This is a genomic window from Paraburkholderia sp. CNPSo 3281 (genome assembly GCF_024206515.1).
GTDB classification, from domain to species: domain Bacteria; phylum Pseudomonadota; class Gammaproteobacteria; order Burkholderiales; family Burkholderiaceae; genus Paraburkholderia; species Paraburkholderia nodosa.
Genome location: NZ_JAMBPS010000008.1, coordinates 85,372 through 111,447, shown reverse-complemented (window position 1 = coordinate 111,447; position 26,076 = coordinate 85,372). Strand labels below are relative to the sequence as shown.

Genomic DNA, 26,076 nt, shown 5'->3' with positions numbered 1-26,076 from the left:
GTGGCCCGGTGCCCGCGCCTGGCCGTGCGTCAGATCGGTCCCAGCTCGCGGCGCAGAAACTCGTGGAAGTGCTGCATGCCGTCTTCCATCGGGCTCTGATACGGGCCCACCTCGGAAACGCCGCGCTCGAAGAGCGCACGGCGGCCAGCGTCCATGCGCTCGGCGATCTCGTCGTCTTCGACGGCGGTTTCCATATAGGCGGCGCGCTCGGCCTCGACGAATTCGCGCTCGAAGAGCGTGATTTCCTCGGGGTAATAGAACTCGACGATGTTCGTCGTTTTCTGCGTGCCCTGCGGGATGAGCCACGAGACCACGAGCACGTGCGGATACCACTCGATCATCAGATTCGGGTAGTACACCATCCAGATCGCGCCGAACTCGGGCGGCACGCCGTCGCGAAAGCGCAGGACTTCGTCGTGCCACTTGCGGTACGTCGGGCTGCCCGGCTTGCCGAGGTGCTTGTGCACGCCGACCGTCTGCACGCTATACCATTCGCCGAACTCCCACTGGAGGTCGTCGCACGAGACGAAGTTGCCGAGGCCCGGGTGGAACGGCACGACGTGATAGTCTTCCAGATAGACCTCGATGAAGGTCTTCCAGTTGTAGTTGCACTCGTGAACCTCGACGTGATCGAACATGTAGTCCGAAAAGTCGAGGTGTTTCGCCGGCCCAAGGCGTGCGAGATCGCGCGCGACGTCGCGGCCCGCGGATTCGAACAGCAGCCCGTTCCACTTCTGCAGCGGCGAGCTGTTCAGGTTCAGACACGGCTTGTCCGCGAAGTGCGGTGCGCCGAGCAGTTCGCCCTTGAGGTCATAGGTCCAGCGATGCAGCGGACATACAATGTTGTCTGCTGTGCCGCGACCGTTTAGCATGATGGCCTGGCGATGCCGGCACACGTTCGAGAGCAGTTCGATGTCGTTGCTCTGGTTGCGAACGAGCACGCGGCCTTCTTTTTCGCCGGGCAGCGCAAAATAGTTTCCCGCCTCGGGCACCATGAGTTCGTGCCCGACGTAGCGAGGACCGTGCTGGAAAAGCGTGTCGATTTCGCGCTTGAGTAGCGCTTCGTCAAAATAAGCGGTGACTGGCAGCTGGCTGTGGATAGACTTCAGCTGCAATGCATTGCTCAGATTGGACATTCCCACTCCCGATGAAGACGTGAAAGCAGTGAACAACCCAACCATCGAAGATTCGATTTAGGGAGCCGGCGATTATACCCGGTTACCCCCTCATGGGGTAGCTAAGTGACTGATTTTTGCCAAAATTACACCGGAAAGACGGCAGGAATTCAGGAAATATGAGACAAATGCACGGGTAATCGGGCCTTCAGGAACCGATTTGTACTGACCCTGAGCGTGTGGTCGAGAGGGCACACAAGCCGGGGAGCGGGTCGAAATGGACCTTTTGCCGTAGAATGTCCGCCTTGTTTCATTCTGGCTATGACTCATGGCGAAATCCGCAACGAAAGACCGCGCTGGCGCGGGCGAAAGCGCAGCCGGGCTGGCCGAGGGCGAAGCCCTGCCCGAGAGCTACGAGGCGGCGCTTGCGGAGCTCGACGGGCTCGTTGCACGCATGGAAGGCGGCAGCCTGAGCCTGGAAGAATCGCTTGCGGCGTACCGCCGCGGCGCGGCGCTCGTGCGCTTCTGCCAGCAGCAGCTCGAAAAGGTTGAACAACAGGTGCGCGTGCTCGACGGCGAGACGCTGCGGCCCGTGCCCCCCAATACGACAGACTCCGCAGCGGGCGGAGACGACGATCTATGACATTTGACCAATGGACCCGGCAGGTACTCGACCGGGTCGAAAGCGCGCTCGATCACTATTTGCCGGCTGCCGACGTGCTGCCGGCGCCGCTGCATGACGCTATGCGTTATGCCGTGATGGGCGGCGGCAAGCGGGTGCGTCCGCTCCTTTGCCACGCGGCGGGCGAACTCACGAACGCCACGCCGGAAGCGCTCGACGCGGCGGCCTGTGCGCTCGAAATGATCCACGTCTACTCGCTCGTGCACGACGACATGCCGTGCATGGACGACGACGACATGCGTCGCGGCAAACCCACCGTACACGTCAAATATGACGAACCGACGGCGCTGCTGGTGGGCGATGCGCTGCAGTCGCAGGCCTTCATCGCGCTGACCTCGGATGTGCTCGGTGCCCAGCACCAGGCATCGCTCGTGCGCGAACTCGCGCTGGCTAGCGGCTCGATCGGCATGGCCGGCGGCCAGGCCATCGACCTCGCGAGCGTAGGCCATTCGCTTACCCGCGAGCAGCTCGAAACGATGCACCGCCTGAAGACCGGCGCGCTCCTGCGCGCCGCGGTCCGCATGGGCGCGCTGGCGGGCGAGACGCCTTCGGCGGAAAGCCTTGCCGCGCTCGACAGGTACGCGGCGGCCGTGGGCCTCGCATTCCAGGTGGTGGACGACATTCTCGACGTCACCGCCGACTCCGCAACGCTCGGCAAGACCGCGGGCAAGGACGCGAAGGACGGCAAGCCGACCTACGTGTCGATTATCGGTCTTGATGCCTCGCGTGCGCTCGCACAGCAGTTGCGCGCCGACGCGCACGCGGCGCTCGAACCGTTCGGCGCGCGCGCTCAGCGCCTCGCCGAACTCGCTGACCTGGTGGTGAACCGGGTGAGCTGACCGCGCAACCCGCCCACGCGCATGAAACGGAAGTAATGCGCAGAAAAAGTGCGGGAGCGCCAGTTTTCCTACAATGGAACGACGATGTACGACTTGCTGAAAACCATTGACGACCCGGCGGATTTGCGCCGCCTTGATCGCCGCCAGTTGCAACCGCTTGCCGACGAACTGCGTGCCTTCGTTCTCGAGAGCGTCTCGCAAACGGGCGGCCACCTGTCGTCCAACCTTGGTACGGTCGAACTGACGATCGCGCTGCACTACGTGTTCGACACGCCGCGCGACCGCATCGTCTGGGACGTGGGCCATCAGACCTATCCGCACAAGATCCTGACGGGCCGCCGCGACCAGATGTCGACGCTGCGTCAACTCGGCGGCATTTCGGGCTTCCCGAAACGCGACGAGTCGCCGTACGACACGTTCGGCACCGCGCACTCGAGCACGTCGATTTCGGCGGCGCTCGGCATGGCCGTCGCGAGCAAGCTCAAGGGCGACAACGCCATGGGCATCGCCGTGATTGGCGACGGCGCGATGACGGCCGGCATGGCCTTCGAGGCCCTGAACAACGGCGGCGTGGAAGACGACGTGCCGCTGCTCGTCATCCTCAACGACAACGACATGTCGATTTCGCCGCCGGTTGGCGCGCTCAATCGCCATCTCGCGCGCCTCATGTCGGGCCGCTTCTACGCCGCCGCACGCGCGGGCGTGGAGCGCGTGCTGCGCCATGCGCCGCCGGTGCTCGACCTCGCGCGCAAGCTCGAAGAGCACGCGAAGGGCATGATCGTGCCGGCTACGCTGTTCGAGGAATTCGGCTTCAACTACATCGGGCCGATCGACGGCCACGATCTGGATTCGCTGATCCCGACGCTGCAGAACATCAAGGAACTGCGCGGCCCGCAATTCCTGCACGTCGTGACGAAGAAAGGCCAGGGCTACAAGCTCGCCGAAGCCGACCCGGTCCTGTACCACGGTCCCGGCAAGTTCAACCCGGCCGAAGGCATCAAGCCGTCGGCAACGCCCGCCAAGAAGACCTACACGCAGGTGTTCGGCGAATGGCTCTGCGACGCGGCCGAACTCGACCAGCGCGTGATCGGCATCACGCCGGCCATGCGCGAAGGCTCGGGCATGGTGGAGTTCGAAAAGCGCTTCCCGGACCGCTACTACGACGTGGGCATCGCCGAGCAGCACGCCGTGACGTTCGCGGGCGGTCTCGCGGCCGAGGGCCTGAAGCCCGTGGTCGCGATCTACTCAACCTTCCTGCAGCGCGCGTATGACCAGCTGATTCACGACGTGGCGCTGCAGAACCTGCCGGTCGTGTTCGCGATCGACCGCGCGGGCCTCGTCGGCGCCGATGGCGCGACGCACGCGGGCGCATACGATCTCGCGTTCATGCGCTGCATCCCGAACATGATGATCATGGCGGCGTCCGACGAAAACGAATCTCGTCAGATGCTCTACACGGCGCTCCAGCAGGACTGCCCGACGGCCGTGCGCTACCCGCGCGGTGCGGGCACGGGCGTGGCGACCGTCAAGCAGATGGCCGCGCTGCCGGTGGGCAAGGGCGAAGTCCGCCGCGAGAGCAGGGCGCCGGCAGGTAGCCGTATCGCGATTCTCGCGTTCGGTACGATGGTCGCGCCGTCGCTCAAGGCTGCCGATGAACTGGACGCCACCGTGGCGAACATGCGCTTCGTGAAGCCGCTCGACGCGGACCTCGTGAAGCAGCTCGCCGAAACGCATGACTACCTCGTGACCGTCGAGGAAGGCAGCATCATGGGCGGCGCCGGTTCGGCCTGTGTGGAAGCCCTCCTTGAAAGTGGGGTTATCAAGCCCGTACTACAATTGGGCCTCCCCGACCGCTTCATCGACCACGGCGACCCGGCGAAGCTGCTGGCGGGCTGTGGGCTCGACGCAGCAGGGATCGCGAAGTCCATTCGCGAGCGCTTTCTCGACAAGGCGGTGTCCGGCAAGTCGGTGATGCGCGTCGCGTAAGGTCGATTGAGGTCGCTATAGTTTGCCTGGCGTTTGCCTGGCGCCTCGCGGCAGCCCAATTCACATTTGAACTGGCGGGCGGGTTCCGTACCCGGCTTTCCGCCAGCAAACGCCGGCTCATGCCGGCGTTTGTTATTTGCGCGCCGCGTCCGGCGCGGCTTGAGGATAAGAACATGAATCAGATGAACCCGGCCTTCGTGATGCCGGACGTCCAAAGCTCCGTCGATACCCGTCAGATCGTGATCCAGCGCGTCGGCGTGAAGGCTGTGCGCCATCCGCTCACGGTGAAGACGGGCGCGGGCGACGTCCAGCCGAGCGTCGGGACGTGGAATCTCGACGTTCATCTGCCGGCCGACCAGAAGGGCACGCACATGTCGCGCTTCGTCGCGCTGCTCGAAGAGAACAAGGCGCCGCTTACGCCCGCGACGTTCCGCGCGATGCTGGCCGCGATGCTCACGAAGCTCGAATCACAGGCGGGCCGTATCGAAGTGACGTTCCCGTACTTCGTGAAGAAAGTGGCGCCGGTGTCGGGCGTGGAAAGTCTGCTGGACTACGAAGTGACGCTCACTGGCGACGTGCGCAACGGGCAAACGCGCCTGTTCCTCAAGGTGCTCGTGCCCGTGACGAGCCTGTGCCCGTGCTCGAAGAAGATCTCGCAATACGGCGCGCACAACCAGCGCTCGCACGTGACGATGAACGTCGAGTTCGAAGGCGATCTGCCGGTGGAGAACCTCATTCGCATCGCCGAAGAAGAGGCGTCGTGCGAGCTGTGGGGCTTGCTCAAGCGTCCCGACGAGAAGTTCGTGACCGAGCGCGCGTATGAGAACCCCAAGTTCGTCGAAGACCTCGTGCGCGACGTGGCCGTGCGACTGAACGCCGACGCGCGCGTGATCTCCTATACGCTCGAAGCCGAAAACTTCGAGTCGATCCACAATCACAGCGCCTACGCCGTGATCGAGCACGACAAGCGCGCGGCGTAAAGCTGGCCGCCCGGTTGCGCCGTCAACAAAAATGCCGCCCCAGGGCGGCTTTTTTACGTCTGCGGCGGCAAACGGATTACTGCTGCGCGAGCGACGTCAGATCCCAGCGCGGCTTCACCGTGAACGCGTAATCGCGCGTGGCCTGCTCGGGCCAGCGCGCGAGGCGCAGCGCACCCGCGAGCGCAATCATCGCGCCGTTGTCGGTGCACAGCGACAGGTCCGGGTAATGCACCTCGAAGCCGCGCTTTTGCGCCGCCGCCGAAAGCGTCTCGCGCAACTGCTTGTTCGCGCCCACGCCGCCCGCCACCACGAGGCGCTTCATCTGCGTGCGCTTGAGCGCGGCGAGCGATTTCGCGGCCAGCACTTCGACGGCTGCATCGACGAAACCTCGCGCGATGTCGGCCTTGCCCTGCTCGCAGATATTCGTGCCGAGCTTTTTCACTTGCGTGAGCACAGCCGTTTTGAGGCCGCTGAAGCTGAAGTCGAGATCGCCCGAATGCAGCATCGGACGCGGCAGTTCGACCGCGCCTGGCGTGCCGAACTCCGCGAGGCGCGAGACTTCCGGGCCGCCCGGATAGCCGAGGCCGAGCAGCTTGGCCGTTTTGTCGAAGGCTTCGCCGGCGGCGTCGTCGAGCGTTTCGCCGAGGGTTTCGTAGACGCCCACGTCGGTCACGCGCATCAGTTGCGTATGGCCGCCCGACACGAGCAGCGCGACGAACGGAAACGGCGGCGGCGCATCGACCAATAGCGGCGAAAGCAGGTGCCCTTCGAGGTGGTGAATCCCCACGGTCGGCCGATTCCATGCCATGGCGAGCGCATTGGCGATGCTCGCGCCCACGAGCAGCGCGCCCGCGAGGCCGGGGCCTTGCGTGAAGGCGATGGCGTCGATGTCGCTTTTCGCCGCGCCGCTCTTCGCGAGCACTTCTTCGAGCAGCGGCAGCGCGCGGCGGATATGGTCGCGCGAGGCAAGCTCCGGCACGACGCCGCCGTACTCGCGGTGCATGGCGATCTGCGAGTGCAGCGCGTGCGCGAGCAGGCCGCGCTCGCTGTCGTAGAGCGCGAGGCCGGTTTCGTCGCAGGAGCTTTCGATGCCGAGAACGAGCATGATGTGGGGCAGGGCAACGGTATCGCGCGGCGCGAGCCGCCAAAAACCGTCGCTAAATCAAGAATTAACAGAACATAAAAGTATAGCAGCGCGCGTCGAAGCCGGTTGAGGGCGGCAAGCGGAGCCCCCCGCGGACAGGCCTCGCCGCGGCGCAGGTAGAATGCGCGCCATGGAATCTTTCGACATCGCCGTGATCGGCGCAGGGGCGGCCGGCATGATGTGCGCGGCGGTGGCGGGCCAGCAGGGCCGCCGCGTGGCGCTGATCGACCACGCGCCGCGCCTCGCGGAAAAAATCCGCATTTCGGGCGGCGGGCGCTGCAACTTCACGAACCTGCACGCGAGCCCCGCCAACTATCTCTCGGGCAACCCGCACTTCTGCCGCTCGGCGCTGGCGCGCTACACGCCGCGCGACTTCCTCGCGCTGCTGCGCCAGCATCGCGTGACCTGGCACGAAAAGCACAAGGGCCAGCTTTTCTGCGACCAGTCGAGCGACGCGATCATCGACGTTCTGCGCGCCGAGTGCGACGCGGGCCACGTGGCGTGGCGTCGGCCGCTGCCAGTGGAAGCGGTGAGTCATGCCGACGGCGCGGGCTTCACGCTCGGCACGCCGCAGGGCGAGATACGCGCGAAAGCGCTCGTGATCGCGACCGGCGGCCTGTCGATCCCGAAGATCGGCGCGACCGACTTCGCCTATCGCATCGCGAAGCAGTTCGGCCACAAGCTCATCGACATGCGCCCCGCGCTCGTGCCGCTCACGTTCGCGCAGGACGAGTGGGCGCCCTATGTGCCGCTCGCAGGCGTTTCGCTCGAAGTTCACGTGACGACGGGCGAGCGCAAGACCGGCGGCGCCTTCGACGAAGACCTGCTCTTCACGCATCGCGGCCTGTCCGGTCCCGGCGTCCTGCAGATTTCGAGCTTCTGGCAGCCCGGCCAGCCGATCCGCGTGAACCTGCTGCCCGAGCACGATCCGGCGGCGGCGATGATCGAAGCCAAGGGCGCGACGAAACGTCAGATCGGTAACCTGCTCGCCGAATGGGTGCCGGCGCGCCTCGCGCATGTGTGGCTGGAGGCGCATCAGGTGAAGGCCGACGCGCGTATCGCCGATCTGCCGGATAAAACGCTGCGCAAGATCGGTGAAGGGCTCTCCCAGTGGACGCTCACCCCCACGGGCACCGAAGGCTACAAGAAGGCGGAGGTCACGCGCGGCGGCGTGGACACACGCGAACTCTCCTCGGCGACGATGATGAGCCAGCGCGTGCCGGGCCTCTATTTCGTGGGCGAAGCCGTGGACGTGACGGGCTGGCTTGGCGGCTATAACTTCCAGTGGGCGTGGGCCTCGGGCGTTGCGGCCGGGGAGGCGGCCGCCCAATATTCGCTGAGCGCAGGCTGATTTTCCGACCGACACGCCCTGCCGACTCTCTCGCGGTTGACCCCTGTCATTGTTGGCTCGGCCTCCGAGGTTCACGCTTGAATGCCTGACCACGAGGAAAAGGTACGAAACGTGAATCGAGAGGAACAGCAGCACAGCGTGCAAATGCGCGGGCCACTGCGGCGAATCATGATTGCCGTGGACGATTCGAAGGCATCGACGCAGGCACTGCGTTTTGCGTCGCGTGTGGTGCCGCGCGAAGCCCAGGTGCGTATCGTGTGCGCGGCCGAACCGCCAGGCGCGTGGAATGCCGGCGGCGCTTACACCGCAGGCGATGCGTGGATATCGGACGCGCTCAGCGCGGCGCGCGACGAATATCTCCACGCCGCCGAGCGCACGCTCGAGCACGCGATGTCGGCGTTCAACGGACAAGCCGCCCTGGTCGAAGGGCAGGTGGTCGGTCTCTCCGCCGAGGCCGGCGCTGTCGTGCCTGCGCTCGCCGACGCGGCGCGTGACTGGCAGGCCCACATGCTGGTCGTCGGCACGCGGCACCAGGGGCGCATGAAGCGCTGGGTCGACGGTTCGGTTTCGGGTGCGCTCGCGGTTTGCGCGCCCTGTCCGCTGCTCGTCGTGCCCGTGGAGTACGAAGAAGCGAACGCTCACGCGCCGCTCGCCCGCATCCTGCTGGCGACGGACGGCAGTCCGGCCTCGGCGCAGGCGATCGACGCGGCGCTGCGGCTGGCCGAACCGCAAACCACGCTGCGCGCGGTTTATGTCGTGGACCGCAGCAGCGTGGCCGGCGACCCGGTGCCCGGTTCGGTGCTGGAAGATGCGCTCGCCGACCTTGGGCGCAAGGCGCTCGCTGGAGCGCACGCGCAGCTCGACGCGTCAGGCCGTGCCTATGAAACGGCCCTCGTGGCCACCGGGCGCATGCGCGACGACATCGCCCACACCGTTTTGCGCGACGCGCAGGATTGGCAGGCCGATCTCGTCGCGCTTGGGACACAGGGCCGGCGGGGCGTCGCGCGCTGGCTGCTCGGCAGCGTCGCCCAGCGCGCCATCGAGATCACGCATGTGCCGTTGCTGCTGGTCGGGCCGGGCGCTGCGTGATGCTGCGCAGCCCCGCCGGGGAAGGCTCTGGGGGCGGTCGGTCCGGTTGCCAGAATTGGGGTTTCCCCCCGAACCGGCACGTAATGCCCAAACCCGGAACTGCTATACTCAGGCCTCTTTACCCCCGATCCGTTATTGGAAAATGACGACCATCCGCGTAAAAGAAAACGAACCCTTTGAAGTCGCCATGCGCCGCTTCAAGCGCACGATCGAGAAGAACGGTCTGTTGACCGAACTTCGCGCGCGCGAGTTCTACGAGAAGCCCACGGCTGAACGCAAGCGCAAGAAGGCGGCGGCGGTGAAGCGCCACTTCAAGCGTCTGCGCAGCCAGATGTTGCCGAAGAAGCTGTACTGATTCCGGCGTCGCCGTGGCGCGTGGCCGCGCAGTTCCAGCGTGGGCCTCGCGTAAATCTCGCGGCGACGTGGACAGCCGGTCCGCGGCCTCTGGTTACATCGCGCAACGCGGCCGCCGCTGTCCTCTGGTGTGGTCGCAACCATGTCGAATTTGCGCCAACCCGCCTGGAAGCGTTTCCAGGCGGGTTTTTGCATTCCAGCAACCCCAACGTAATTCAGGTGAGTGATGAGTCTCAAAGACCAGATCAACGACGACATGAAAACCGCGATGCGCGCGCGCGAAAGCGAACGCCTCGCCACGATTCGTCTGCTGCTCGCCGCTATCAAGCAACGTGAAGTCGACGAACGCGTGACGCTCGACGACGCCGGCATCACGGCCGTCATCGACAAGATGATCAAGCAGCGCAAGGACTCGATCAGCCAGTTCGAGGCCGCGGGCCGCACCGATCTCGTCGACAAGGAAGCCGCCGAGCTGACCGTCCTGACCGCCTACATGCCCGCGCAGCTCTCGGACGCCGAGATCGCCGCCGAGGTGCAGGCCGCCGTCGCGCAGGTGGGCGCAGCCGGCCCGCAGGACATGGGCAAGGTGATGGGCGTGCTCAAGCCGAAGCTGGCCGGGCGCGCCGACATGACGGCCGTGTCCGGGCTCGTCAAAGCCGCGCTCTCGAAGTAAGCGCACCCGGCTCGCACACGGCGCCGGCCCGGCCCAAGGGCGACGCCGCGAGGCCCGTACGTCACGCGTATGTCACGTATCGGGCCGCGCGAGCCCCGGCTGCCCAAGCGCGCTCGCTTCGATGATTCCGCATTCGTTCCTGCAAGACCTGCTGAACCGCGTCGATATCGTCGACGTGGTGGGTCGCTACGTGCAGCTCAAGAAGGGCGGCGCGAACTTCATGGGCTTGTGTCCGTTCCATAACGAGAAGAGCCCTTCGTTCACGGTTAGTCCAACCAAGCAGTTCTATCACTGCTTCGGCTGTGGCGCGCACGGCACCGCCATCGGCTTCCTCATGGAGCACGCGGGGCTGACGTTCCCCGAGGCTGTCAACGAACTCGCCCAGTCGGTCGGCCTGACCGTGCCGCAAGAGCCTTCGCCCATGCGCGGTGGCGGCGGTGGGGCCGGCGCGGCGGGCGGCTATGCTCCGGCTGCCTCGAAGGCCGTTACCACCGCGCTTTCCGACGTCATGCAGACCGCCTGCGATTACTACCGCAAGCAGCTGCGCAGCGCGACCAACGCCATCCAGTACCTCAAGAAGCGCGGCCTCACGGGCGAAATCGCCGCGCGCTTCGGCCTGGGCTACGCGCCCGATGGATGGCAGAACCTCGAAACGGCGTTTACCCACTATCGCGACGATGCGCTGGTCGAGGCGGGCCTCGTCATCGTCAGCGAAAAGCAGGACGCGCAAGGGCAGTCGCGCCGCTACGACCGTTTCCGCGACCGCGTGATGTTCCCGATCCGCAATGTCAAGGGCCAGGTCATCGGCTTTGGCGGCCGCGTGCTGGACGGCGGCGAGCCCAAGTATTTGAATTCCCCGGAAACGCCGCTATTTAACAAGGGCAGCGAACTGTACGGGTTGTTCGAGGCGCGCCTCGCGATCCGGGAACAGCGCTATGTTCTGGTGGTCGAGGGGTATATGGATGTCGTCGCGCTCGCGCAGTTGGGTTTCCAGAACGCCGTGGCGACGCTCGGCACCGCGTGCACGCCGATCCACGTGCAGAAGCTCATGCGTCAGACCGACACGGTGATCTTCAGCTTCGACGGCGACTCGGCGGGCCGCCGCGCCGCGCGCCGTGCGCTCGACGCGTGCCTGCCGCACGCGGCCGACAACCGCACGATTCGCTTTCTGTTCCTGCCAGAAGAGCACGACCCGGACAGCTACGTGCGCGAATTCGGCACCGAGGCGTTCTCGGAGCAGGTCGAGCGGGCCATGCCGCTGTCCCAGTTCATGCTCAACGAGGTGCTGGCGGACAAGGAGCTCGACCAGCCGGAAGGGCGCGCCCGGGCGCTGTTCGACGCGAAGCCGCTCCTGCAGGCGCTGCCGGCGAACGCCCTGCGGGCGCAGATCATGCACATGTTCGCGGACCGCCTGGACGTGCCGTTCGAGGAAGTGGCCGCGCTGTGCGAAGTCGACGCGCGCATTGCCCAGGCGGCGCGTCAGGCGCCCGCACGCAAGGACCGGCACCTTGTGACCGGTATCGAGCGCAAGGCGCTGCGCAACCTCGTGATGCACCCGCGCATCGTGCTGCAACTGGACAACGAGGCCGAACAGGCGCTGATCGGACTGACGCGCCACGGCGAGTTGTTCGAGGAAGTGACCACTCACGCGCGGGCACTGGGCGACTCGGTGGAATTTCAGCTGCTTTCGGACCTGCTGAGAAATGGGGCCAATGCTCCAACCTTCGAGGAGATTTTTCGCGAAATTCTGGACTATGATGAAAACGTTCGGGATTTGCTGATGAAAAATCCGGAAGATGGCGCTGCGGTGGAGGAGCGCCGCGAGCAGGAGCGGCTCGTGAGCGAAGAATTGACGGCGGCAATCCTGAAAATGCGGTACGACGCCTGTTGCGATCGCCTGGACGCGCTTTCGCGGCAGTCGCGACATACGCCTGAGGAACTTGCCGAATTGATGTCACTGAATCAGACGCGGGCTGACATGAAACGTCAGCTCGGTTTGTAAGGGAAGGACCGCGCGGGGGGATTATTGCCCTGCGTGGTAAAATAACAGGTTTTCAGCGGTTTGTTTTTGTTTTTTCCGGGTGGGCATAATGGGTTGGGGTAATCCGTGAATGTCCAGTTTTCCAGCAAGGGGCGGAATGGCAATGGCAAAGACTACAGGCGGAAAAAAGGCAACAGGCAAGGGCTCGACGGAGCCGACCAGCGAGGTCACAGCGACCACAGTTGCCCGTTCTTCCGCCCGGTCGTCGGGCAGTGAGTCCACCAACCGTTCTGAACCGGCTACCCGGAAGAGGTCGATGACTGTTTCGGCTGCGCGAGCAGCGCCTGTCCGTGCGGCGAAAGCCGCTACGCAGCCGGCAACGAAGCGGTCCGGTTCGAGAAGTGCAAGGGAAGTGCCTGCCGTCGAGGACGATGCGGCAGAGCGCGAGGCTCAAGCATCCACGGTTCAAGAGGCTGTTGTCCAGCAGCCGCGAGTCGAGACACTAGCCGGTACGGCGAACTCCATGACGAAAAAGCTGAATGAAGTACCCGTCGATGACGACGCAAACCAGAGCGAAGACAGCCCCCCCGCCGCGGGCAAGGTCGAAAAGACGACCCGTGCGCGCGACCGGCGAGCGAAGGAGAAGGCGCTGCTGAAAGACGCGTTCGCGTCGTCGCAGCCCGGCACCGTCGAGGAACTCGAGGAGCGGCGCACGAAGCTGCGTGCGCTCATCAAGCTCGGCAAGGAGCGCGGCTTCCTCACCTATGCGGAAATCAACGATCACCTCCCGGACAACTTCACGGAAACCGAGGCGATCGAAGGCATCATCAGCACGTTCAACGACATGGGCGTGGCCGTCTACGAGCAGGCGCCCGACGCCGAAACGCTACTGCTCAACGACAACGCACCCAACGCTTCTTCGGACGACGAAGTGGAAGAGGAAGCGGAAGTCGCGCTGTCCACTGTCGACTCCGAATTTGGCCGCACGACGGACCCGGTGCGTATGTACATGCGCGAAATGGGCACGGTCGAGCTCCTCACGCGCGAAGGCGAAATCGAAATCGCCAAGCGCATCGAAGACGGCCTCAAGCACATGGTCATGGCGATCTCCGCCTGCCCGACCACTATTGCCGACATCCTCGCCATGGCCGAGCGCGTGGCGAACGACGAGATTCGCGTGGATGAACTCGTCGACGGCCTGATCGATCCCAACGCTGAAGACACCGACGGCTTCAACGCCAAGGAAGCGGAAGAGATCGAAAACGAGGACGAAGAGGAAGAAGCGGAAGAAGAAGAAGAGGAGGAGGAGGAAGAGGACGACGGCGCGGCGCAGGCGACGGCCAACGCGGCGCAGCTCGAAGCCCTCAAGCGTGCCTCGCTCGAAAAGTTCGCCCTCATCAGCGAATGGTTCGACAAGATGCGCCGCGCGTTCGAGAAGGAAGGCTACAAGTCGAAGTCTTACCTCAAGGCGCAGGAAACCATCCAGAACGAGCTGATGTCGATCCGCTTCACGGCGCGTACCGTCGAGCGCCTGTGCGACACGCTGCGTGCGCAGGTGGACGAAGTGCGCCAGGTCGAACGCCAGATTCTTCACACGGTCGTGGACAAGTGCGGCATGCCGCGCTCGGAGTTCATCGCACGTTTCCCGGGCAATGAAACCGACCTCGAGTGGTCGGAAAAGATCGTCGACGAGAGCCATGCATATAGCGGCATCCTCTCGCGCAACATTCCGGCCATCCGCGAGCAGCAGCAGCGCCTGCTCGATTTGCAGGCGCGCGTGGTGCTGCCACTCAAGGACCTGAAGGAAACCAACCGCCAGATGGCGGCCGGTGAACTCAAGGCGCGCCAGGCGAAGCGCGAGATGACCGAGGCGAACCTGCGTCTCGTGATCTCGATTGCGAAGAAGTACACGAACCGTGGCCTGCAGTTCCTCGACCTGATCCAGGAAGGCAACATCGGCCTGATGAAGGCGGTGGACAAGTTCGAATATCGGCGCGGCTACAAGTTCTCGACCTACGCGACGTGGTGGATCCGTCAGGCCATCACGCGTTCGATCGCGGACCAGGCGCGCACGATCCGCATTCCGGTTCACATGATCGAAACGATCAACAAGATGAACCGCATTTCGCGGCAGATCCTGCAGGAAACCGGTCTCGAGCCGGATCCGGCAACGCTCGCCGAGAAGATGGAAATGCCAGAGGACAAGATCCGCAAGATCATGAAGATCGCGAAGGAGCCGATCTCCATGGAAACGCCGATCGGCGACGACGACGATTCGCATCTGGGCGACTTCATCGAGGACAACAACACGGTGGCGCCTGCCGACGCCGCGTTGCACGCTTCGATGCGCGACGTCGTGAAGGATGTGCTCGACTCGCTCACGCCGCGCGAGGCGAAGGTGCTGCGCATGCGCTTCGGTATCGAGATGAGCACCGATCACACGCTCGAAGAAGTGGGCAAGCAGTTCGACGTGACGCGCGAACGCATTCGCCAGATCGAAGCGAAGGCGCTGCGCAAGCTGCGCCACCCGAGCCGCTCGGACAAGCTCAAGTCGTTCCTCGAAGGGAATTGAGTCTGGTTAGATTTAATGCACGTAAGTCACGTGCACGATGGCCAGGCCGACCCGCTTTCGTGTAGTATGTCGGCCTGTCGTCGAAAAGCCCGGCCTTTGGGTAGACCGGGCTTTTTTGTTGACACGTCATCGTAGTTTCGTTTGTCGCTACGCTTCGTAGCTTCGTGGGCCGGACGCCGTGTTGGTTGCAGGCAGCGGACTCATAATCCGCCTCCGAAAGGACGTCGTGGGTTCGAACCCCACCCGGCCCACCAAGGGTTTCAGCGATTACATGTTGCTTCAGCCTCTCGCTCCGCAAAACCCTGACCGCTCCAGAATTCCTCTCATCTGGTCGGATCGACCTTTTCCGTTGCCTTTCCCGTTTCTGCCTTGTTCTCCCCGGGCTCACCCCTGCAGCCGATAAAAGCCGGCAGGGCGACGGGCGTTGGCCATCCAGCACCAGGGACATTCCTGGGGCGGCTTTTTGGGATCCGGCTTGACCTCTCATATTCCTGTGTGTGAATATTCATTCACCTCAGTGAATTTCAATGCGTACACTCGCGTTGAGCCGGCACGCACGACGTAACGGTTCTCCACTGCCGGATACCTGTCGGCTGTTCACCAGCCGGCCGCACCGGCATGGGTGATTGCGCGATCTCAGTTCTCATCAATCAGTAGTGCAGATAAAAATGGACATTCCTTCACTTTCAACGGCCGGATCGCTACACGGCTTGCGCGTCGTGGACCTGTCCCGTGTCCTCGGCGGCCCATACTGCACGCAGATTCTCGCCGACCATGGCGCGGAAGTGATCAAGATCGAGCCGCCTGGCGGCGATGAAACGCGCGGCTGGGGGCCGCCGTTCGATGGCGAGACCGCTTCGTACTTTCAGGGCGTCAATCGCAACAAGCTGGGCGTCGTGCTGGATCTCACACAGCCTGCGGAGCGCGAACGGCTGCTCGCACTGCTCGAAACGGCCGACGTCCTGGTCGAGAACTTCAAGATCGGCACGCTCGAGCGATGGGGGCTCGGTTATGACACCGTGCTCGCCACGCGCTTTCCCCGGCTCGTGCATTGCCGCGTGTCCGGCTTCGGCGCGGACGGTCCGCTCGGCGCCTTGCCCGGCTACGACGCGGCGATCCAGGCGATGACCGGGCTCATGAGCGTCAACGGCGAGGCAGGTGGTGCACCGCTACGTGTCGGCGTGCCGATCGTCGATCTCGTGACGGGACTCAATGCCGCCCTCGGCGTCCTGATGGCGTTGCGCGAACGCGAGGTTAGCGGGCAGGGCCAGTTCGTCGAATCGACGCTGTTCGATTGCGCGCTCTCGATCCTCCATCCGCACACGCCCAATTACTTCTACTCCGGCAAGGAGCCGCAGCGCACCGGCAACGCCCATCCGAACATTACGCCTTACGACATGTTCCACACCGGCAGCGGCGACATCTTCCTCGCGGTCGGCAACAACACGCAGTTCGGGGCGCTCTGCCGGCTGATCGACGTAGCGCACCTCGCCGACGACCCACGCTTTGCCGACAATCGCTCGCGCAGCCAGCACCGCAACGAACTGCGCGCGGAACTCGAACAATGTTTCGCCGGCTGGGATGGCCCACAGCTTGCCGACCTGCTCGTGCGCCACGGCGTGCCATGTGCGCCGGTGCTTGGCGTGGGGGCGGCGCTCGCGCATCCCCACGTCGACCACCGCGCAATGATGGTCGAGATGGGGACCTACCGCGGCATCGCATCGCCGATCAAGCTTGGCCGCACGCCGGCCACTTACCGGAGCAAGCCGCCGGCACTCGACGAACACGCGGCGCAGGTCTTCGGCGAGCGAACACGCGAGACCTAGCCAGCGCATCGACAGGCAGCCGGACATCACCACAACGGCGGCGCACGCAACGCCGCGCAGGAGACTGAAATGGCACTTACCCACCAGGCAAGCAGCCTCACGCACAGGGAGACTGGTTCATGCTCGCGCTAATCGGAACGCTCGCGATCATCGCCCTGTTCACGCTGATCATCACGAAGCGGCTCTCGCCCCTCGTCGCACTGATCGCCGTGCCCATCGTCGCCGCGCTGGCTGCGGGATTCGGGCTCTCCACCGCGAAGTTCATCGTTCATGGGGTGCAGAACATCGGTCCGGTTGCGGGCATGTTCGTCTTTGCGATTCTTTTCTTCGGCATCCTGACTGATGCGGGAATGCTCGACCCGATCATCAACGGCGTGCTGCGCGTGGTGGGCTGCCATCCTCCGCGCATTGTCATGGGTTCCGCACTGCTTGCGCTGCTTATCCACCTCGATGGGTCGGGCGCCGTCACGTTCCTCGTCACGCTGCCTGCGATGATGCCGCTCTATACGCGCCTCGGTCTCGACCGCCGGATTCTTGCGTGCGTCGCCTCGATGGCCGCGGGCGTGAACTTCCTTCCCTGGGTCGGGCCCATGCTGCGCGCTTCCGCGGCCCTGCATATTCCGGGCACCGTGATCTTCTATCCGATGATTCCCGTGCAGATCGTCGGTCTGGTTTTCGTGTTCGGCACGGCCTACGTGCTCGGCAAGCGCGAGGAAAAGCGCCTTGGTCTCACACGCGAACATGCGGCCGGCATTGCCGCCACGCCGCGTGTGCTCACCCCGGAGGAACTCGCGCTGCGCCGGCCTGAGCGTTTCTGGATCAATCTGGTGCTGACACTGGTCGTGCTCGTGACGCTCGTGTCGGGCATCGTCGATCCCATGGTCATGTTCATGATCGGCACGGCGCTGGCGCTGGTCATCAACTATCCCGATGTGAACCAGCAGCGCGAACGCGTCGACGCGCATGCGAAGGCGGCCCTGATGATGGCGAGCGTGCTGCTTGCGGCGGGGGCTTTCACCGGCATCATGACCGGCACCGGCATGCTCAATGCCATGGCCGAAGTCGTCGTGCAGCATGTGCCCGCCGATCACGCCCGCCACATGCCATTCGTGCTGGGACTTGTTTCGATGCCGCTCAGCCTGCTTTTCGACCCCGATTCGTTTTACTTCGGCATCCTGCCGGTTCTGGCGAAGAGCGGGGAAATGCTGGGTGTGCCGTCCGTGCAGATGGCGCAGGCGGCGCTCCTCGGTCAGATGACCACCGGCTTTCCCGTCAGCCCGCTCACGCCGGCAACGTTCCTGATCGTCGGGTTGACGGGCGTGGAACTCGCCGAGCATCAGAAGTTCACGATTCCATTTCTGTTCGCCGCCACGGTGCTGATGGTGTTCACCGCGGTGCTGGTGGGCGTGTTCCCGCTCTAATACCGTTTTCGTTTATGCCTCGAGAGGAAGTCCGCATGAATTTCAACCTCAATGAAGACCAGCAGTCGATCGTCGCTGCAATCGAAAAGATCTGCGAGCGCTTCGACGACAGCTACTGGCTCGAACGCGACCGCGAAGGCGGCTTCCCGCACGACTTTCACCGCGCACTCGCCGATGCCGGCTGGCTTGGCATTGCGATGTCGCCGGACTACGGCGGCTCGGGGCTCGGCATGACCGAGGCGGCGCTGATGATGCGCACGATCAGCGCGTCCGGTGCGGGGCTTTCGGGCGCGTCGGCCGTGCATATGAACATCTTCGGACTCAATCCGGTGCAGGTGTTCGGCAGCGAAGCGCAGAAGCAGCGGTTTCTTCCGCCGCTCATCGAGGGCCGCGACAAAGCGTGTTTCGCTGTGACCGAGCCCGACGCCGGCCTCGACACGACGCACCTGAAAACGCAGGCGGTGCGCGACGGAGATCACTACGTCGTCACCGGCCGCAAGATCTGGATCTCGACGGCGCAGGTCGCGAACAAGATGCTCATCATCGCGCGCACGACGCCGCTGGATCAGGTGGCGAAGCCGACCGATGGTCTGAGCCTCTTCTATACCGACCTCGACCGTACGCGCGTCGAAGTCCGCGAGATCGAGAAGATGGGCCGCAAGGCCGTCGATTCGAACATGCTCTTCATCGACGGCCTGCGCGTGCCTGTGGACGACCGCATCGGGGAGGAGGGCAAGGGCTTCCACTATCTGCTGCATGGCCTGAATCCGGAGCGCATCCTGATCGCCTCGGAAGCGGTTGGGCTCGGCCAGGCGGCGTTGCGCCACGCAACGCAGTATGCGAAGGACCGTGTCGTGTTCGGACGTCCTATCGGGCAGAACCAGGCCATCCAGCATCCGCTCGCGCAGGCGTGGATGGCGCTCGAGGCCGCGAACCTGATGGTGATGAAGGCCGCCACGCTGTATGACGCGGGCGAGCCGTGCGGCGCCGAAGCCAACGCCGGAAAATACCTTGCCGCCGAAGCCGCGTTCCAGTCGTGCCAGACGGCAATTGCAACGCTGGGCGGCATGGGTTACGCGAAGGAATACCACGTCGAACGCTTTTTGCGGGAGTGTATGATTCCAAGGCTCGCGCCCGTCAGCCCGCAAATGATCATGTGCTTCATCGCGGAAAAGGTGCTCGGGCTGCCGAAGTCTTACTGAACAGTGCAAGGCGCATCGCGCCGCCTTGCGATCCAATGCCCGACCCACGCCCGACCCACGCCCGACCCATGGACGTCAAACTCGTTGCCCGCACGCTCGACCTGTTCGAGCTCTTCGCCGCCGAACAGAGGCCGCTGGCCCTTGCCGAAATGGCGCGGCTTCTTGAGGTGCCGTCGTCGAGTTGCCTCGCGCTTGCCCGCACGCTCGTGAGCCGTGGCTATCTCTACGAAGTGCGCAAGCGGGGCGGCTACTATCCCACGCGGCGTCTGCAACTGCTCGCCAACGCGATCAATGCCGTCGATCCGGTGGTGCAAATGCTGCATCCCCGGCTGGTCGAGCTGCGCGACGCGACGGGAGAAACCATCGTGCTCGGCAAGATCCATGGCACGCAGATCATCTATCTCGACGTGGTCGAATCGGAGAAGGCCGTGCGCTATGCATGCGCGCCCGGGTCACTGCGCCCGTTGCATGCAAACTCGATTGGCAAGGTGATTTGCGGCGAACTCGACGCGTCGACACGCGAAGCACTCTGCACAAAGCTCCATTTCGAGCGATTCACGGCTGCCACGGTCGCCGACTGCGCCACCTTCATCGATCAGGTCAGTTCGGCGCACGAGCGAGGCTGGTACGCGAATATTGGCGAGAGTGCGCCCGAGCTTTCGGCGGTGGCCGTCGCTCTCGATTTCGGCGGCGACCTGTACGGACTCTCGATCGGCGGCCCGACCGAACGGATCCGCGAGCAACTGAGCGAGCACGTGGCAACGCTGACCACGGCGAAGCAGCAGATTCTTTTGACCTGGCAAAAAAGCGAGGCGGACTGAGCGGCAGCGTTGTGACGCTGACGTACTGATCCAGTACCCAGGGAACCTGCGCGCTAGCCGTGCGTGTCGACCCACGCCTTTGCCCAGGCAATTCCCGCGTCCTGCGCGTCCTCCTCCGAATCGAACAGATCCAGGACGCCGGAAGTGCAGATGAGCTTGTTACCCTGGATGATGGTCCCGCCCCCCGCGTAGCGCTCTGGCGTCAGCAGCTCTGCCTGTTGCGCGATGGCGTGACCCCACAAGTCGTAGCCTTTGTATGTCTCTCGTTCCATCTTTCTGGTGCCTGAAGAGGGGAGCCGTTGCCTATCTCGCTCTCATCTTAACTTCTCTCATGGACGATGGCGTGCCGTCAGCCGCCGTGGCGGCAGCGTGCGCTTTTAAATCGCGGCCCGGCAAGGCTTTCGTCCTGTCGGCCTTGTTTAAGCTCGATTTAAGTGACGCTACGTACTCTTCGAAAGAATCCTTGAGTGGACAACGACTCCAGGCACCCGGACAGAAAGAGGTGGAGATGGTGTACTTGATTACCGACCTGAAGATGGTCGAAAGCTACGGCCGCATCAAGGCTGACAGCGGCAAGGATGCGCTGGAGGCGTTTGCGCTCAGCGAGGGCTTCCTCAACCTGATGGAGTTCGCTTCGGCCCAGCCCACGTTCGTCAACGACTTGATGGCTGTTCAACTGCAATAAGGAATACTGACGTGGCCATGACTTTGGGGCAGGCCCTGGTGCACGCTGAGCAGTTGGAAGTTTGCGGTGTGATTTCCAGAACGGCGCAGGCGCTCATCCGGCTGAAGCAGGAGTACCGCGACGTAGTCGGCGCGGAAAAATACGAGCAGATTATCGAGGAAGCGGGCCTGGCGCATCCGGGAGCGCAGTGACCCTGGCGCCGCCGGCCGCTACTTTTGCGACTCGAGCATGTCGAGGTTGGCTTGCGCGGTCTCCTCGGGATGCTTCGAGCAGTAAGCGTCGAAGAGGGTCGAGCATAGTTGCGCGAGTGCCGCGAGATTCACAGCCTGGCCCGCATGTTCAACTTCCCCGGCGTTGAGAACGTCGTCAACGACGGGGGCGAGACGGCGCAGTCGCCGGAAAGTCTCCGCATCGATTTCCATTGCACTTCTCGTGTTCAAGCGCCGGGGCGCACTCGACAAACTCTTACGGTAACACTTCACCGACGCGCGCGCAGAATGCGACTTCGGCAAGAGCTAAATACCAAACGCCGATATTACCCTTTGTAATGACGTTGATGCGTTGCACAATAAAGACGATTGCCAGTCAGATTCGGCCGCGACGCCGCCATGTGGCTCTGGCGCAAGACCTCCAGATATGGCACCGATAACGGCGCAAAATCGAATCCATGCATACTGCGTAGTCTATGGTGCAATGCACAGAAACAATGGCTTTTCAGCAATCGACAAAGGGAATACCCTTAGATAATTCCCCTATCGGAGGCTTGTGGTTGTGTCGACTCTTCTCGAGCAGGACGGGCTGGTAGCGACCTGGCGTCGGATGCACCCCAGCGCTGATTCCGGGGCGTGGGAATGCTGTGAACTCGATGGCCGCGGTGAAGCGGTGCCGCATCCTCAACCCTCGGCACGGCGCCAGATTGTTCTCACCGACGTGTACTGCCAGATCGCCGAGCAGATTGGTCACGTGGCCGCGATGTCGGTTGCCGTAGCGACACCGTCATTTGGCATCCGCGTACCTGACGTCGTCTGGATGCCGCCTGAAAAGTGGGAAGGGTTTGACCGGGACGATCCCGTTCCGTTTGTGCCGGATTTGTGCGTCGAGGTGCTCCTTGACCGCAAGTTTGCGCATGACATCGGCGCGCGGGTCAGGGCGTACCTGGAGGGCGGCGCCCAGGAGGTCATCGTTGTCGGCCAGCGCGGAGAGCTGCAATTCTGTGGCGCCAATGGACTGCGGCAAACTTCGCAGTTCGGCATAACGCTCGCACTCGAGCGCATGTACTTCGAAGCGTTCGCCCCGTCTTCGCACTGATCCAAAGGCGAGCGTCAGTCGACGCTCACAACTCCACCAGCAGTACTGACTAGTCCAGCGCGAAATCCGCCGGGGCCTCCGGCTCCCTGGCGTAGCGGAACACGTTCAAATCATCGTGCTGGATAGCGGGTTTTCTGCCTGAAATCAGGTCGGCGAGAAGCTGCGCCGATCCGCAGGACATGGTCCACCCAAGCGTGCCATGGCCCGTGTTCAGGAAGAGGTTGGACACAGCGGTGCGGCCGACAATGGGCGTGCCGTCCGGCGTCATCGGCCGCAGCCCGGTCCAGAACGTCGCCTTCGATGTATCGCCGCCGCCCGGGAACAGATCGTTCACGCACATTTCGAGTGTCTCGCGCCGAGCCTCGCGCAGGCGCTTGTCGAACCCGACGATTTCAGCCATGCCGCCCACGCGGATTCGTTTATCGAAACGCGTGATGGCGATCTTGTAGGTCTCGTCGAGGACAGTCGAAACCGGCGCGCGTGCCTCGTCCACGATAGGCGCCGTGATCGAATATCCCTTGAGCGGGTAGACCGGAATCTTGATGAGGCCGGACAGGAAACTCGTCGAATAGGCGCCAAACGCTACAACGAACGCGTCGGCATGGATGAGCCTGGTTCCGTGACGGACGCCAACGACCTTGCAGTCTTCGACAACGAGCGTATCGACGGTCGTGTCGTAGCGGAACGTCACACCGGCCTCCTCGGCGAGAGCGGCAAGCCGGGTCGTGAACAGCTGGCAGTCGCCTGTCTCGTCGCCGGGCAAGCGAAGACCGCCGGTCAGTTTATGCGAGGCCGCGGCGAGGGCCGGCTCGGCCCGCGAGAGTTCGCCTGCAGTGAGCAACTCGTAGGGAACGTTCGCCTCTTTCAGGACAGCGATGTCCTTTGCCGAGCCGTCGAATTGCTGCTGCGTCCGGAATACCTGCAGCGTGCCGCCGGTTCGTCCTTCGTACTGGATGCCCGTTTCCGCGCGCAGCGCCATCAGGCAATCGCGGCTGTACTGCGCGAGCCGCACCATCCGGTTCTTGTTGATGGCGTAGCGCTCCGCTGTGCAGTTCTGCAGCATCTGCCACATCCACTGAAGCTGGAATTGCTTGTCCGCGTCATCCGGGCGGATGGCGAGTGGAGCGTGCTTCTGGAACATCCACTTAACGGCTTTGAGCGGAACGCCGGGTGCCGCCCACGGCGCCGCGTATCCCGGAGAAATTTGCCCGGCGTTTGCGAAGCTTGTCTCAAGCGCAGGACCGTGCTCGCGGTCGATGACAGTGACTTCATGGCCGGCGCGCGCCAGATAGAACGCGCTCGTCACGCCGACGACCCCGCTACCCAATACCAGAACTCGCATATCCGTCGTCTCCCCAGGAGGCCGCCAATACCTGATAAACGCTGCCTGTATTCGATTTGGCAGTCGATGAATGAATGCTAGCGACATGCGAGCAGTTTTCAATAATGTTTAGTTGGCCCTTTCTGGTTGAAATAGCCATGCCGACTGGAGAGGGCGCCGAAGTTTCCAAACCACACGACTCTGTCGATTCCCGACCGTGTGGGGAAGCGACAAGGTTGCCGTGCGCCTTGGGCCGAGCGGGTCGTGGGGCGATATGTCGGATAGCGATCCTGTCGGCCTGTTCACGTATGTTGCGCGAGAACTCGCGAAGCTGAATCTCGCGTATCTGCACCTCATCGAGCCCCGCATTCTCGGCAATGTCGAAGACGAGGGCGCCGATCCGAATCCGGTTGCTGCGCAGCTCATTCGCAAGCACTATGCGGGCACCATCATCGCGGCCGGCGGTTTCGATGGTGATAAGGCCGAGGCTATCCTGCAGGCCGGCGATGCCGATCTGGTTGCATTCGGTCGCCACTTCATCGCGAACCCCGACCTTCCGGAGCGGCTGCGTCGCAAGCTGTCGCTCAATCCGTACGACCGCCCGACGTTCTTTGGCGGCACACACATCGGTTATACGGACTACCCGTTCTATCGGTCCGAAGCGCAAATGCTAGCCTGAACAGCGAGGCAGCCCAATTGCGCGAACTCGGCGCGATATTGGGCTCGTTTCGGGCAATTGTTTCGTCCCGTCTACGTCTACACTGTCTTTCATGGAGCGAGACGTTGGCTCCATCCCAGGATTCCCCTCCTGCGGTCGAGTTGGACCATACCGTGTACCCGTTGCAGAACAGCAGTCCAGCAGCAGTAGTCGTATGTGGCAGAGTGGATCGGTTAATGTCGAAGCAGCACGCTGTTGAATCAATGAGGAGTGCAGGGCAACTCGTAGATGAAGTGCAGGGCAGCATGCAGTTGAAGAGCAGGGCATCACGCAGTTGAATCACGCAGTTGAAGTGCGGAGCAACACGTAGTTGAAGTACCGCGTCATCCAGGCATTATGCGATTGCAAGTCCAGGCCGCTTACATCGGAACGGGTGTAGGCGGCCGCCGTTCGTCTGCCGGGGTGTCGTGTACCGGGTGCGTGTTCCCGGCCGAGCATTGATTCGCTCCGCCATTAGCGCTACCTTTACGTTTGTCCTGTTCGTCGAGTGCTGGTCAACGAGGGGAGAATCGTTTCGTGAAAAGAGCGTGGGTTTTCCCTTGCGTCGTCGCCTTGAGCGCGATCCTTGGCGGTTGCGGCAAGGACAGTTCGCGAAACGTCACCGAGGCGTCGGGCGCATCCGCGAGCCAGGCGCCGGGTCAGCCAGCGCAGGGCGCAAGCGGCACACCTGCCGCATCAGGCGCGCAGGTTGCGGGCGCGCTGGGTACCGTCACCATGAAGCAGTTGCCGGGAGAAGCGGCCGAGACTCTGCGCTTGATCAAAGCGGGCGGCCCCTTTCCTTTTGCGGACGACGGCGTCTTGTTCCGTAACACCGCGCAATTACTGCCGAAGCATCCGCGCGGCTACTACCACACATACACGGTTCGCACCCCGGGCATGACGGATCGTGGGCAGCGCCGGGTCGTATGTGGTGGACCGCGCAAGCAGACCGGCGACTGCTACTACACCGACGACTACTACGTCAGTTTCAAGCGCATTGCCGAGTAAAGGCCAGATCGTCGTCGTGCCTGAGCGCACGCTCAGGCGCTAAATCAATAGCTCCAGGGTTTTGAACAAGGCGAGGTCTTCTTTCTTCGCCGAGCGCGCGTGCCGGCGTATCACCAGCAGCAAACATTCGATGAAAGCAACGGCCGCGCGGCTCAGCGTGCTGTTGCGGCGCGTGACGATGCCCAGTTGTCGGGGTTCGAACGCCTCGCGCAACGGGAGCGAACGCAGGCGGCCTCCGAGCGGCGGCACGTGGCTCAGGATCGTCGGGCTCCACGTGCACATGTCGGCCTGCTCCACCATGGTTTGCAGCGTCGCTACCGACTGCGCGCGCACAATGCGGCGTTCGTCGATCTGCGCGCCGTGGCGCGTGAACAGATAGTCGACCAGGTCGCGTTTGCCGTCCGGTGCGAAATTCAGCACCCAGTCTTCATCGAGCAGTTCGTGGATCGAGCGCGCCCGCACTTTCCGGTGTCCTTCCCGCACCATCACCGACGATTCGTAAGTGAGCACAGCCTCACATGCGAACTCCTGCTCGCTCGCGCCGGGCTGCAACTGGCCGACGGCGAAATCCATGCTGCCGTCGCGCAGCAGCGGCTGGGCAACGGCCATCAATCCTTCGACCAGTTCCAGACGGATATCGGGCATGCGCTCGCGAAACAGCCGTACGGCCTCGGCCAGAAAGGTCAGCGTAATCCACGGCGTGACGCCCACCGTGAGACTGCCTTCCACGCGGCCCCGCAGTCGCTCCAGGTCACTGTGCGCGTGTTCGAGTTGATTGAGCACGATGCGCGCGTGCGTGAGCAGCACCTTGCCGTGCTCGGTGAAGGTAATGCCTTCGGGCGCGCGGATCAGGAGCGGCAGGCGCTCGTTTGCCTCCAGTTCGCGCAGCGCGCGCGTGACAGCCGCCTGCGAGAGCCCGAGCGAACGGGCCGCGCCGCGAATACTGCCGGCGTCCGCGCTGGCGACCAGCGCTTCCAGTTGGTGCAGTTTCATATCAGGGTGCGCGGCGAGAGGCGGGGTG

The 26,076-nt window shown here is 63.6% G+C and carries 26 protein-coding genes and 1 tRNA gene; 20 read left to right on the top strand and 7 right to left on the bottom strand.

Annotated elements, in window-relative coordinates:
• Positions 1-29: 29 nt before the first annotated feature.
• The gene (locus tag M3I56_RS11965; protein WP_254354102.1) at positions 30-1,136 is read right to left on the bottom strand and encodes an SRPBCC family protein; all 1,107 of its coding nucleotides are present in this window, start codon (positions 1,134-1,136) and stop codon (positions 30-32) included.
• Between the two features lie 307 nt (positions 1,137-1,443).
• Here M3I56_RS11965 and M3I56_RS11960 point away from each other — a divergent pair, with 307 nt between their 5' ends.
• The 4 genes from M3I56_RS11960 (at position 1,444) to folE2 (ending at position 5,602) form a co-directional block, all read left to right on the top strand.
• Entirely contained in the window at positions 1,444-1,758 is a 315-nt protein-coding gene (locus M3I56_RS11960; protein ID WP_254354101.1) for an exodeoxyribonuclease VII small subunit, read from the top strand.
• Entirely contained in the window at positions 1,755-2,636 is an 882-nt protein-coding gene (locus tag M3I56_RS11955; protein WP_254354100.1) for a polyprenyl synthetase family protein, read from the top strand. Before M3I56_RS11960 ends, M3I56_RS11955 begins: the two co-directional genes overlap by 4 nt.
• 84 nt (positions 2,637-2,720) lie before the next feature.
• Positions 2,721-4,622, top strand: a complete 1,902-nt coding sequence (gene dxs, locus M3I56_RS11950; protein WP_254354099.1) for a 1-deoxy-D-xylulose-5-phosphate synthase — start codon at positions 2,721-2,723, stop codon at positions 4,620-4,622.
• A gap of 173 nt (positions 4,623-4,795) precedes the next feature.
• Positions 4,796-5,602, top strand: a complete 807-nt coding sequence (folE2, locus tag M3I56_RS11945) for a GTP cyclohydrolase FolE2 (protein ID WP_254354098.1) — start codon at positions 4,796-4,798, stop codon at positions 5,600-5,602.
• Between the two features lie 76 nt (positions 5,603-5,678).
• Here folE2 and tsaD read toward each other — a convergent pair whose 3' ends face one another.
• Positions 5,679-6,707 (bottom strand): tRNA (adenosine(37)-N6)-threonylcarbamoyltransferase complex transferase subunit TsaD, encoded by a 1,029-nt coding sequence (gene tsaD, locus M3I56_RS11940; RefSeq protein WP_035512511.1) that lies wholly within the window; start codon positions 6,705-6,707, stop codon positions 5,679-5,681.
• A gap of 169 nt (positions 6,708-6,876) precedes the next feature.
• On the opposite strand from tsaD, the gene M3I56_RS11935 reads away from it, so the two are divergent.
• The 5 genes from M3I56_RS11935 (at position 6,877) to dnaG (ending at position 12,215) form a co-directional block, all read left to right on the top strand.
• Entirely contained in the window at positions 6,877-8,097 is a 1,221-nt protein-coding gene (locus M3I56_RS11935) for an NAD(P)/FAD-dependent oxidoreductase (protein WP_254354097.1), read from the top strand.
• A 111-nt stretch (positions 8,098-8,208) separates the two neighbouring features.
• The gene (locus M3I56_RS11930; protein ID WP_254354096.1) at positions 8,209-9,186 is read left to right on the top strand and encodes a universal stress protein; all 978 of its coding nucleotides are present in this window, start codon (positions 8,209-8,211) and stop codon (positions 9,184-9,186) included.
• A 142-nt stretch (positions 9,187-9,328) separates the two neighbouring features.
• Positions 9,329-9,541, top strand: a complete 213-nt coding sequence (gene rpsU, locus M3I56_RS11925; protein ID WP_013434742.1) for a 30S ribosomal protein S21 — start codon at positions 9,329-9,331, stop codon at positions 9,539-9,541.
• Positions 9,542-9,766: 225 nt separating this feature from the next.
• On the top strand, positions 9,767-10,213 hold the full coding sequence (locus M3I56_RS11920) for a GatB/YqeY domain-containing protein (RefSeq protein ID WP_254354095.1): 447 nt from the start codon (positions 9,767-9,769) through the stop codon (positions 10,211-10,213).
• Positions 10,214-10,334: 121 nt separating this feature from the next.
• Positions 10,335-12,215, top strand: coding sequence for a DNA primase (gene dnaG / locus M3I56_RS11915; RefSeq protein ID WP_254354094.1), 1,881 nt, complete (start codon positions 10,335-10,337; stop codon positions 12,213-12,215).
• 21 nt (positions 12,216-12,236) lie between these two features.
• Here dnaG and M3I56_RS11910 read toward each other — a convergent pair whose 3' ends face one another.
• On the bottom strand, positions 12,237-12,476 hold the full coding sequence (locus M3I56_RS11910) for a hypothetical protein (RefSeq protein WP_169739095.1): 240 nt from the start codon (positions 12,474-12,476) through the stop codon (positions 12,237-12,239).
• Between M3I56_RS11910 and rpoD the strand changes: the two genes are divergently transcribed.
• The 6 genes from rpoD (at position 12,358) to M3I56_RS11880 (ending at position 20,036) form a co-directional block, all read left to right on the top strand.
• Positions 12,358-14,766 (top strand): RNA polymerase sigma factor RpoD, encoded by a 2,409-nt coding sequence (gene rpoD, locus M3I56_RS11905; protein ID WP_254354092.1) that lies wholly within the window; start codon positions 12,358-12,360, stop codon positions 14,764-14,766. The genes M3I56_RS11910 and rpoD overlap by 119 nt on opposite strands.
• A gap of 166 nt (positions 14,767-14,932) precedes the next feature.
• Positions 14,933-15,020 (top strand) — tRNA-Ile (locus M3I56_RS11900).
• Between the two features lie 414 nt (positions 15,021-15,434).
• Positions 15,435-16,592 carry a CaiB/BaiF CoA-transferase family protein gene (locus tag M3I56_RS11895; protein ID WP_254354090.1) on the top strand — a complete coding sequence of 386 codons (1,158 nt, stop codon included), beginning with the start codon at positions 15,435-15,437 and terminating at the stop codon, positions 16,590-16,592.
• A 119-nt stretch (positions 16,593-16,711) separates the two neighbouring features.
• Positions 16,712-18,013: a CitMHS family transporter gene (locus M3I56_RS11890; protein ID WP_254354089.1), complete on the top strand. Its 1,302-nt coding sequence runs from the start codon at positions 16,712-16,714 to the stop codon at positions 18,011-18,013.
• A 35-nt stretch (positions 18,014-18,048) separates the two neighbouring features.
• The gene (locus M3I56_RS11885) at positions 18,049-19,215 is read left to right on the top strand and encodes an acyl-CoA dehydrogenase family protein (protein ID WP_254354087.1); all 1,167 of its coding nucleotides are present in this window, start codon (positions 18,049-18,051) and stop codon (positions 19,213-19,215) included.
• A gap of 68 nt (positions 19,216-19,283) precedes the next feature.
• The gene (locus M3I56_RS11880; protein WP_254354086.1) at positions 19,284-20,036 is read left to right on the top strand and encodes an IclR family transcriptional regulator; all 753 of its coding nucleotides are present in this window, start codon (positions 19,284-19,286) and stop codon (positions 20,034-20,036) included.
• A gap of 53 nt (positions 20,037-20,089) precedes the next feature.
• Here the strand turns inward: M3I56_RS11880 and M3I56_RS11875 are convergent, their stop codons facing one another.
• The gene (locus tag M3I56_RS11875; protein WP_028202984.1) at positions 20,090-20,308 is read right to left on the bottom strand and encodes a hypothetical protein; all 219 of its coding nucleotides are present in this window, start codon (positions 20,306-20,308) and stop codon (positions 20,090-20,092) included.
• 59 nt (positions 20,309-20,367) lie between these two features.
• On the opposite strand from M3I56_RS11875, the gene M3I56_RS11870 reads away from it, so the two are divergent.
• Positions 20,368-20,721, top strand: coding sequence for a hypothetical protein (locus M3I56_RS11870; RefSeq protein ID WP_254354084.1), 354 nt, complete (start codon positions 20,368-20,370; stop codon positions 20,719-20,721).
• Between the two features lie 11 nt (positions 20,722-20,732).
• Entirely contained in the window at positions 20,733-20,912 is a 180-nt protein-coding gene (locus M3I56_RS11865; protein WP_254354167.1) for a hypothetical protein, read from the top strand.
• Between the two features lie 18 nt (positions 20,913-20,930).
• Here M3I56_RS11865 and M3I56_RS11860 read toward each other — a convergent pair whose 3' ends face one another.
• Positions 20,931-21,143, bottom strand: coding sequence for a hypothetical protein (locus M3I56_RS11860; RefSeq protein WP_254354082.1), 213 nt, complete (start codon positions 21,141-21,143; stop codon positions 20,931-20,933).
• A gap of 349 nt (positions 21,144-21,492) precedes the next feature.
• Between M3I56_RS11860 and M3I56_RS11855 the strand changes: the two genes are divergently transcribed.
• The gene (locus M3I56_RS11855; RefSeq protein WP_028202987.1) at positions 21,493-22,029 is read left to right on the top strand and encodes a Uma2 family endonuclease; all 537 of its coding nucleotides are present in this window, start codon (positions 21,493-21,495) and stop codon (positions 22,027-22,029) included.
• Between the two features lie 49 nt (positions 22,030-22,078).
• On the opposite strand, the gene M3I56_RS11850 is transcribed toward M3I56_RS11855, so the two are convergent.
• The gene (locus tag M3I56_RS11850) at positions 22,079-23,371 is read right to left on the bottom strand and encodes a D-amino acid dehydrogenase (protein ID WP_254354163.1); all 1,293 of its coding nucleotides are present in this window, start codon (positions 23,369-23,371) and stop codon (positions 22,079-22,081) included.
• A 196-nt stretch (positions 23,372-23,567) separates the two neighbouring features.
• Between M3I56_RS11850 and M3I56_RS11845 the strand changes: the two genes are divergently transcribed.
• Both M3I56_RS11845 and M3I56_RS11840 read left to right on the top strand, forming a co-directional pair.
• A complete protein-coding gene (locus M3I56_RS11845) occupies positions 23,568-24,029 on the top strand; it encodes a hypothetical protein (protein ID WP_254354081.1) in 462 nt (153 codons plus the stop codon).
• 555 nt (positions 24,030-24,584) lie between these two features.
• A complete protein-coding gene (locus tag M3I56_RS11840; protein ID WP_254354079.1) occupies positions 24,585-25,055 on the top strand; it encodes a ribonuclease in 471 nt (156 codons plus the stop codon).
• A gap of 39 nt (positions 25,056-25,094) precedes the next feature.
• On the opposite strand, the gene M3I56_RS11835 is transcribed toward M3I56_RS11840, so the two are convergent.
• Complete coding sequence (locus M3I56_RS11835) at positions 25,095-26,048, bottom strand: LysR substrate-binding domain-containing protein (RefSeq protein ID WP_254354078.1); 954 nt, start codon at positions 26,046-26,048, stop codon at positions 25,095-25,097.
• Positions 26,049-26,076 lie beyond the last annotated feature (28 nt).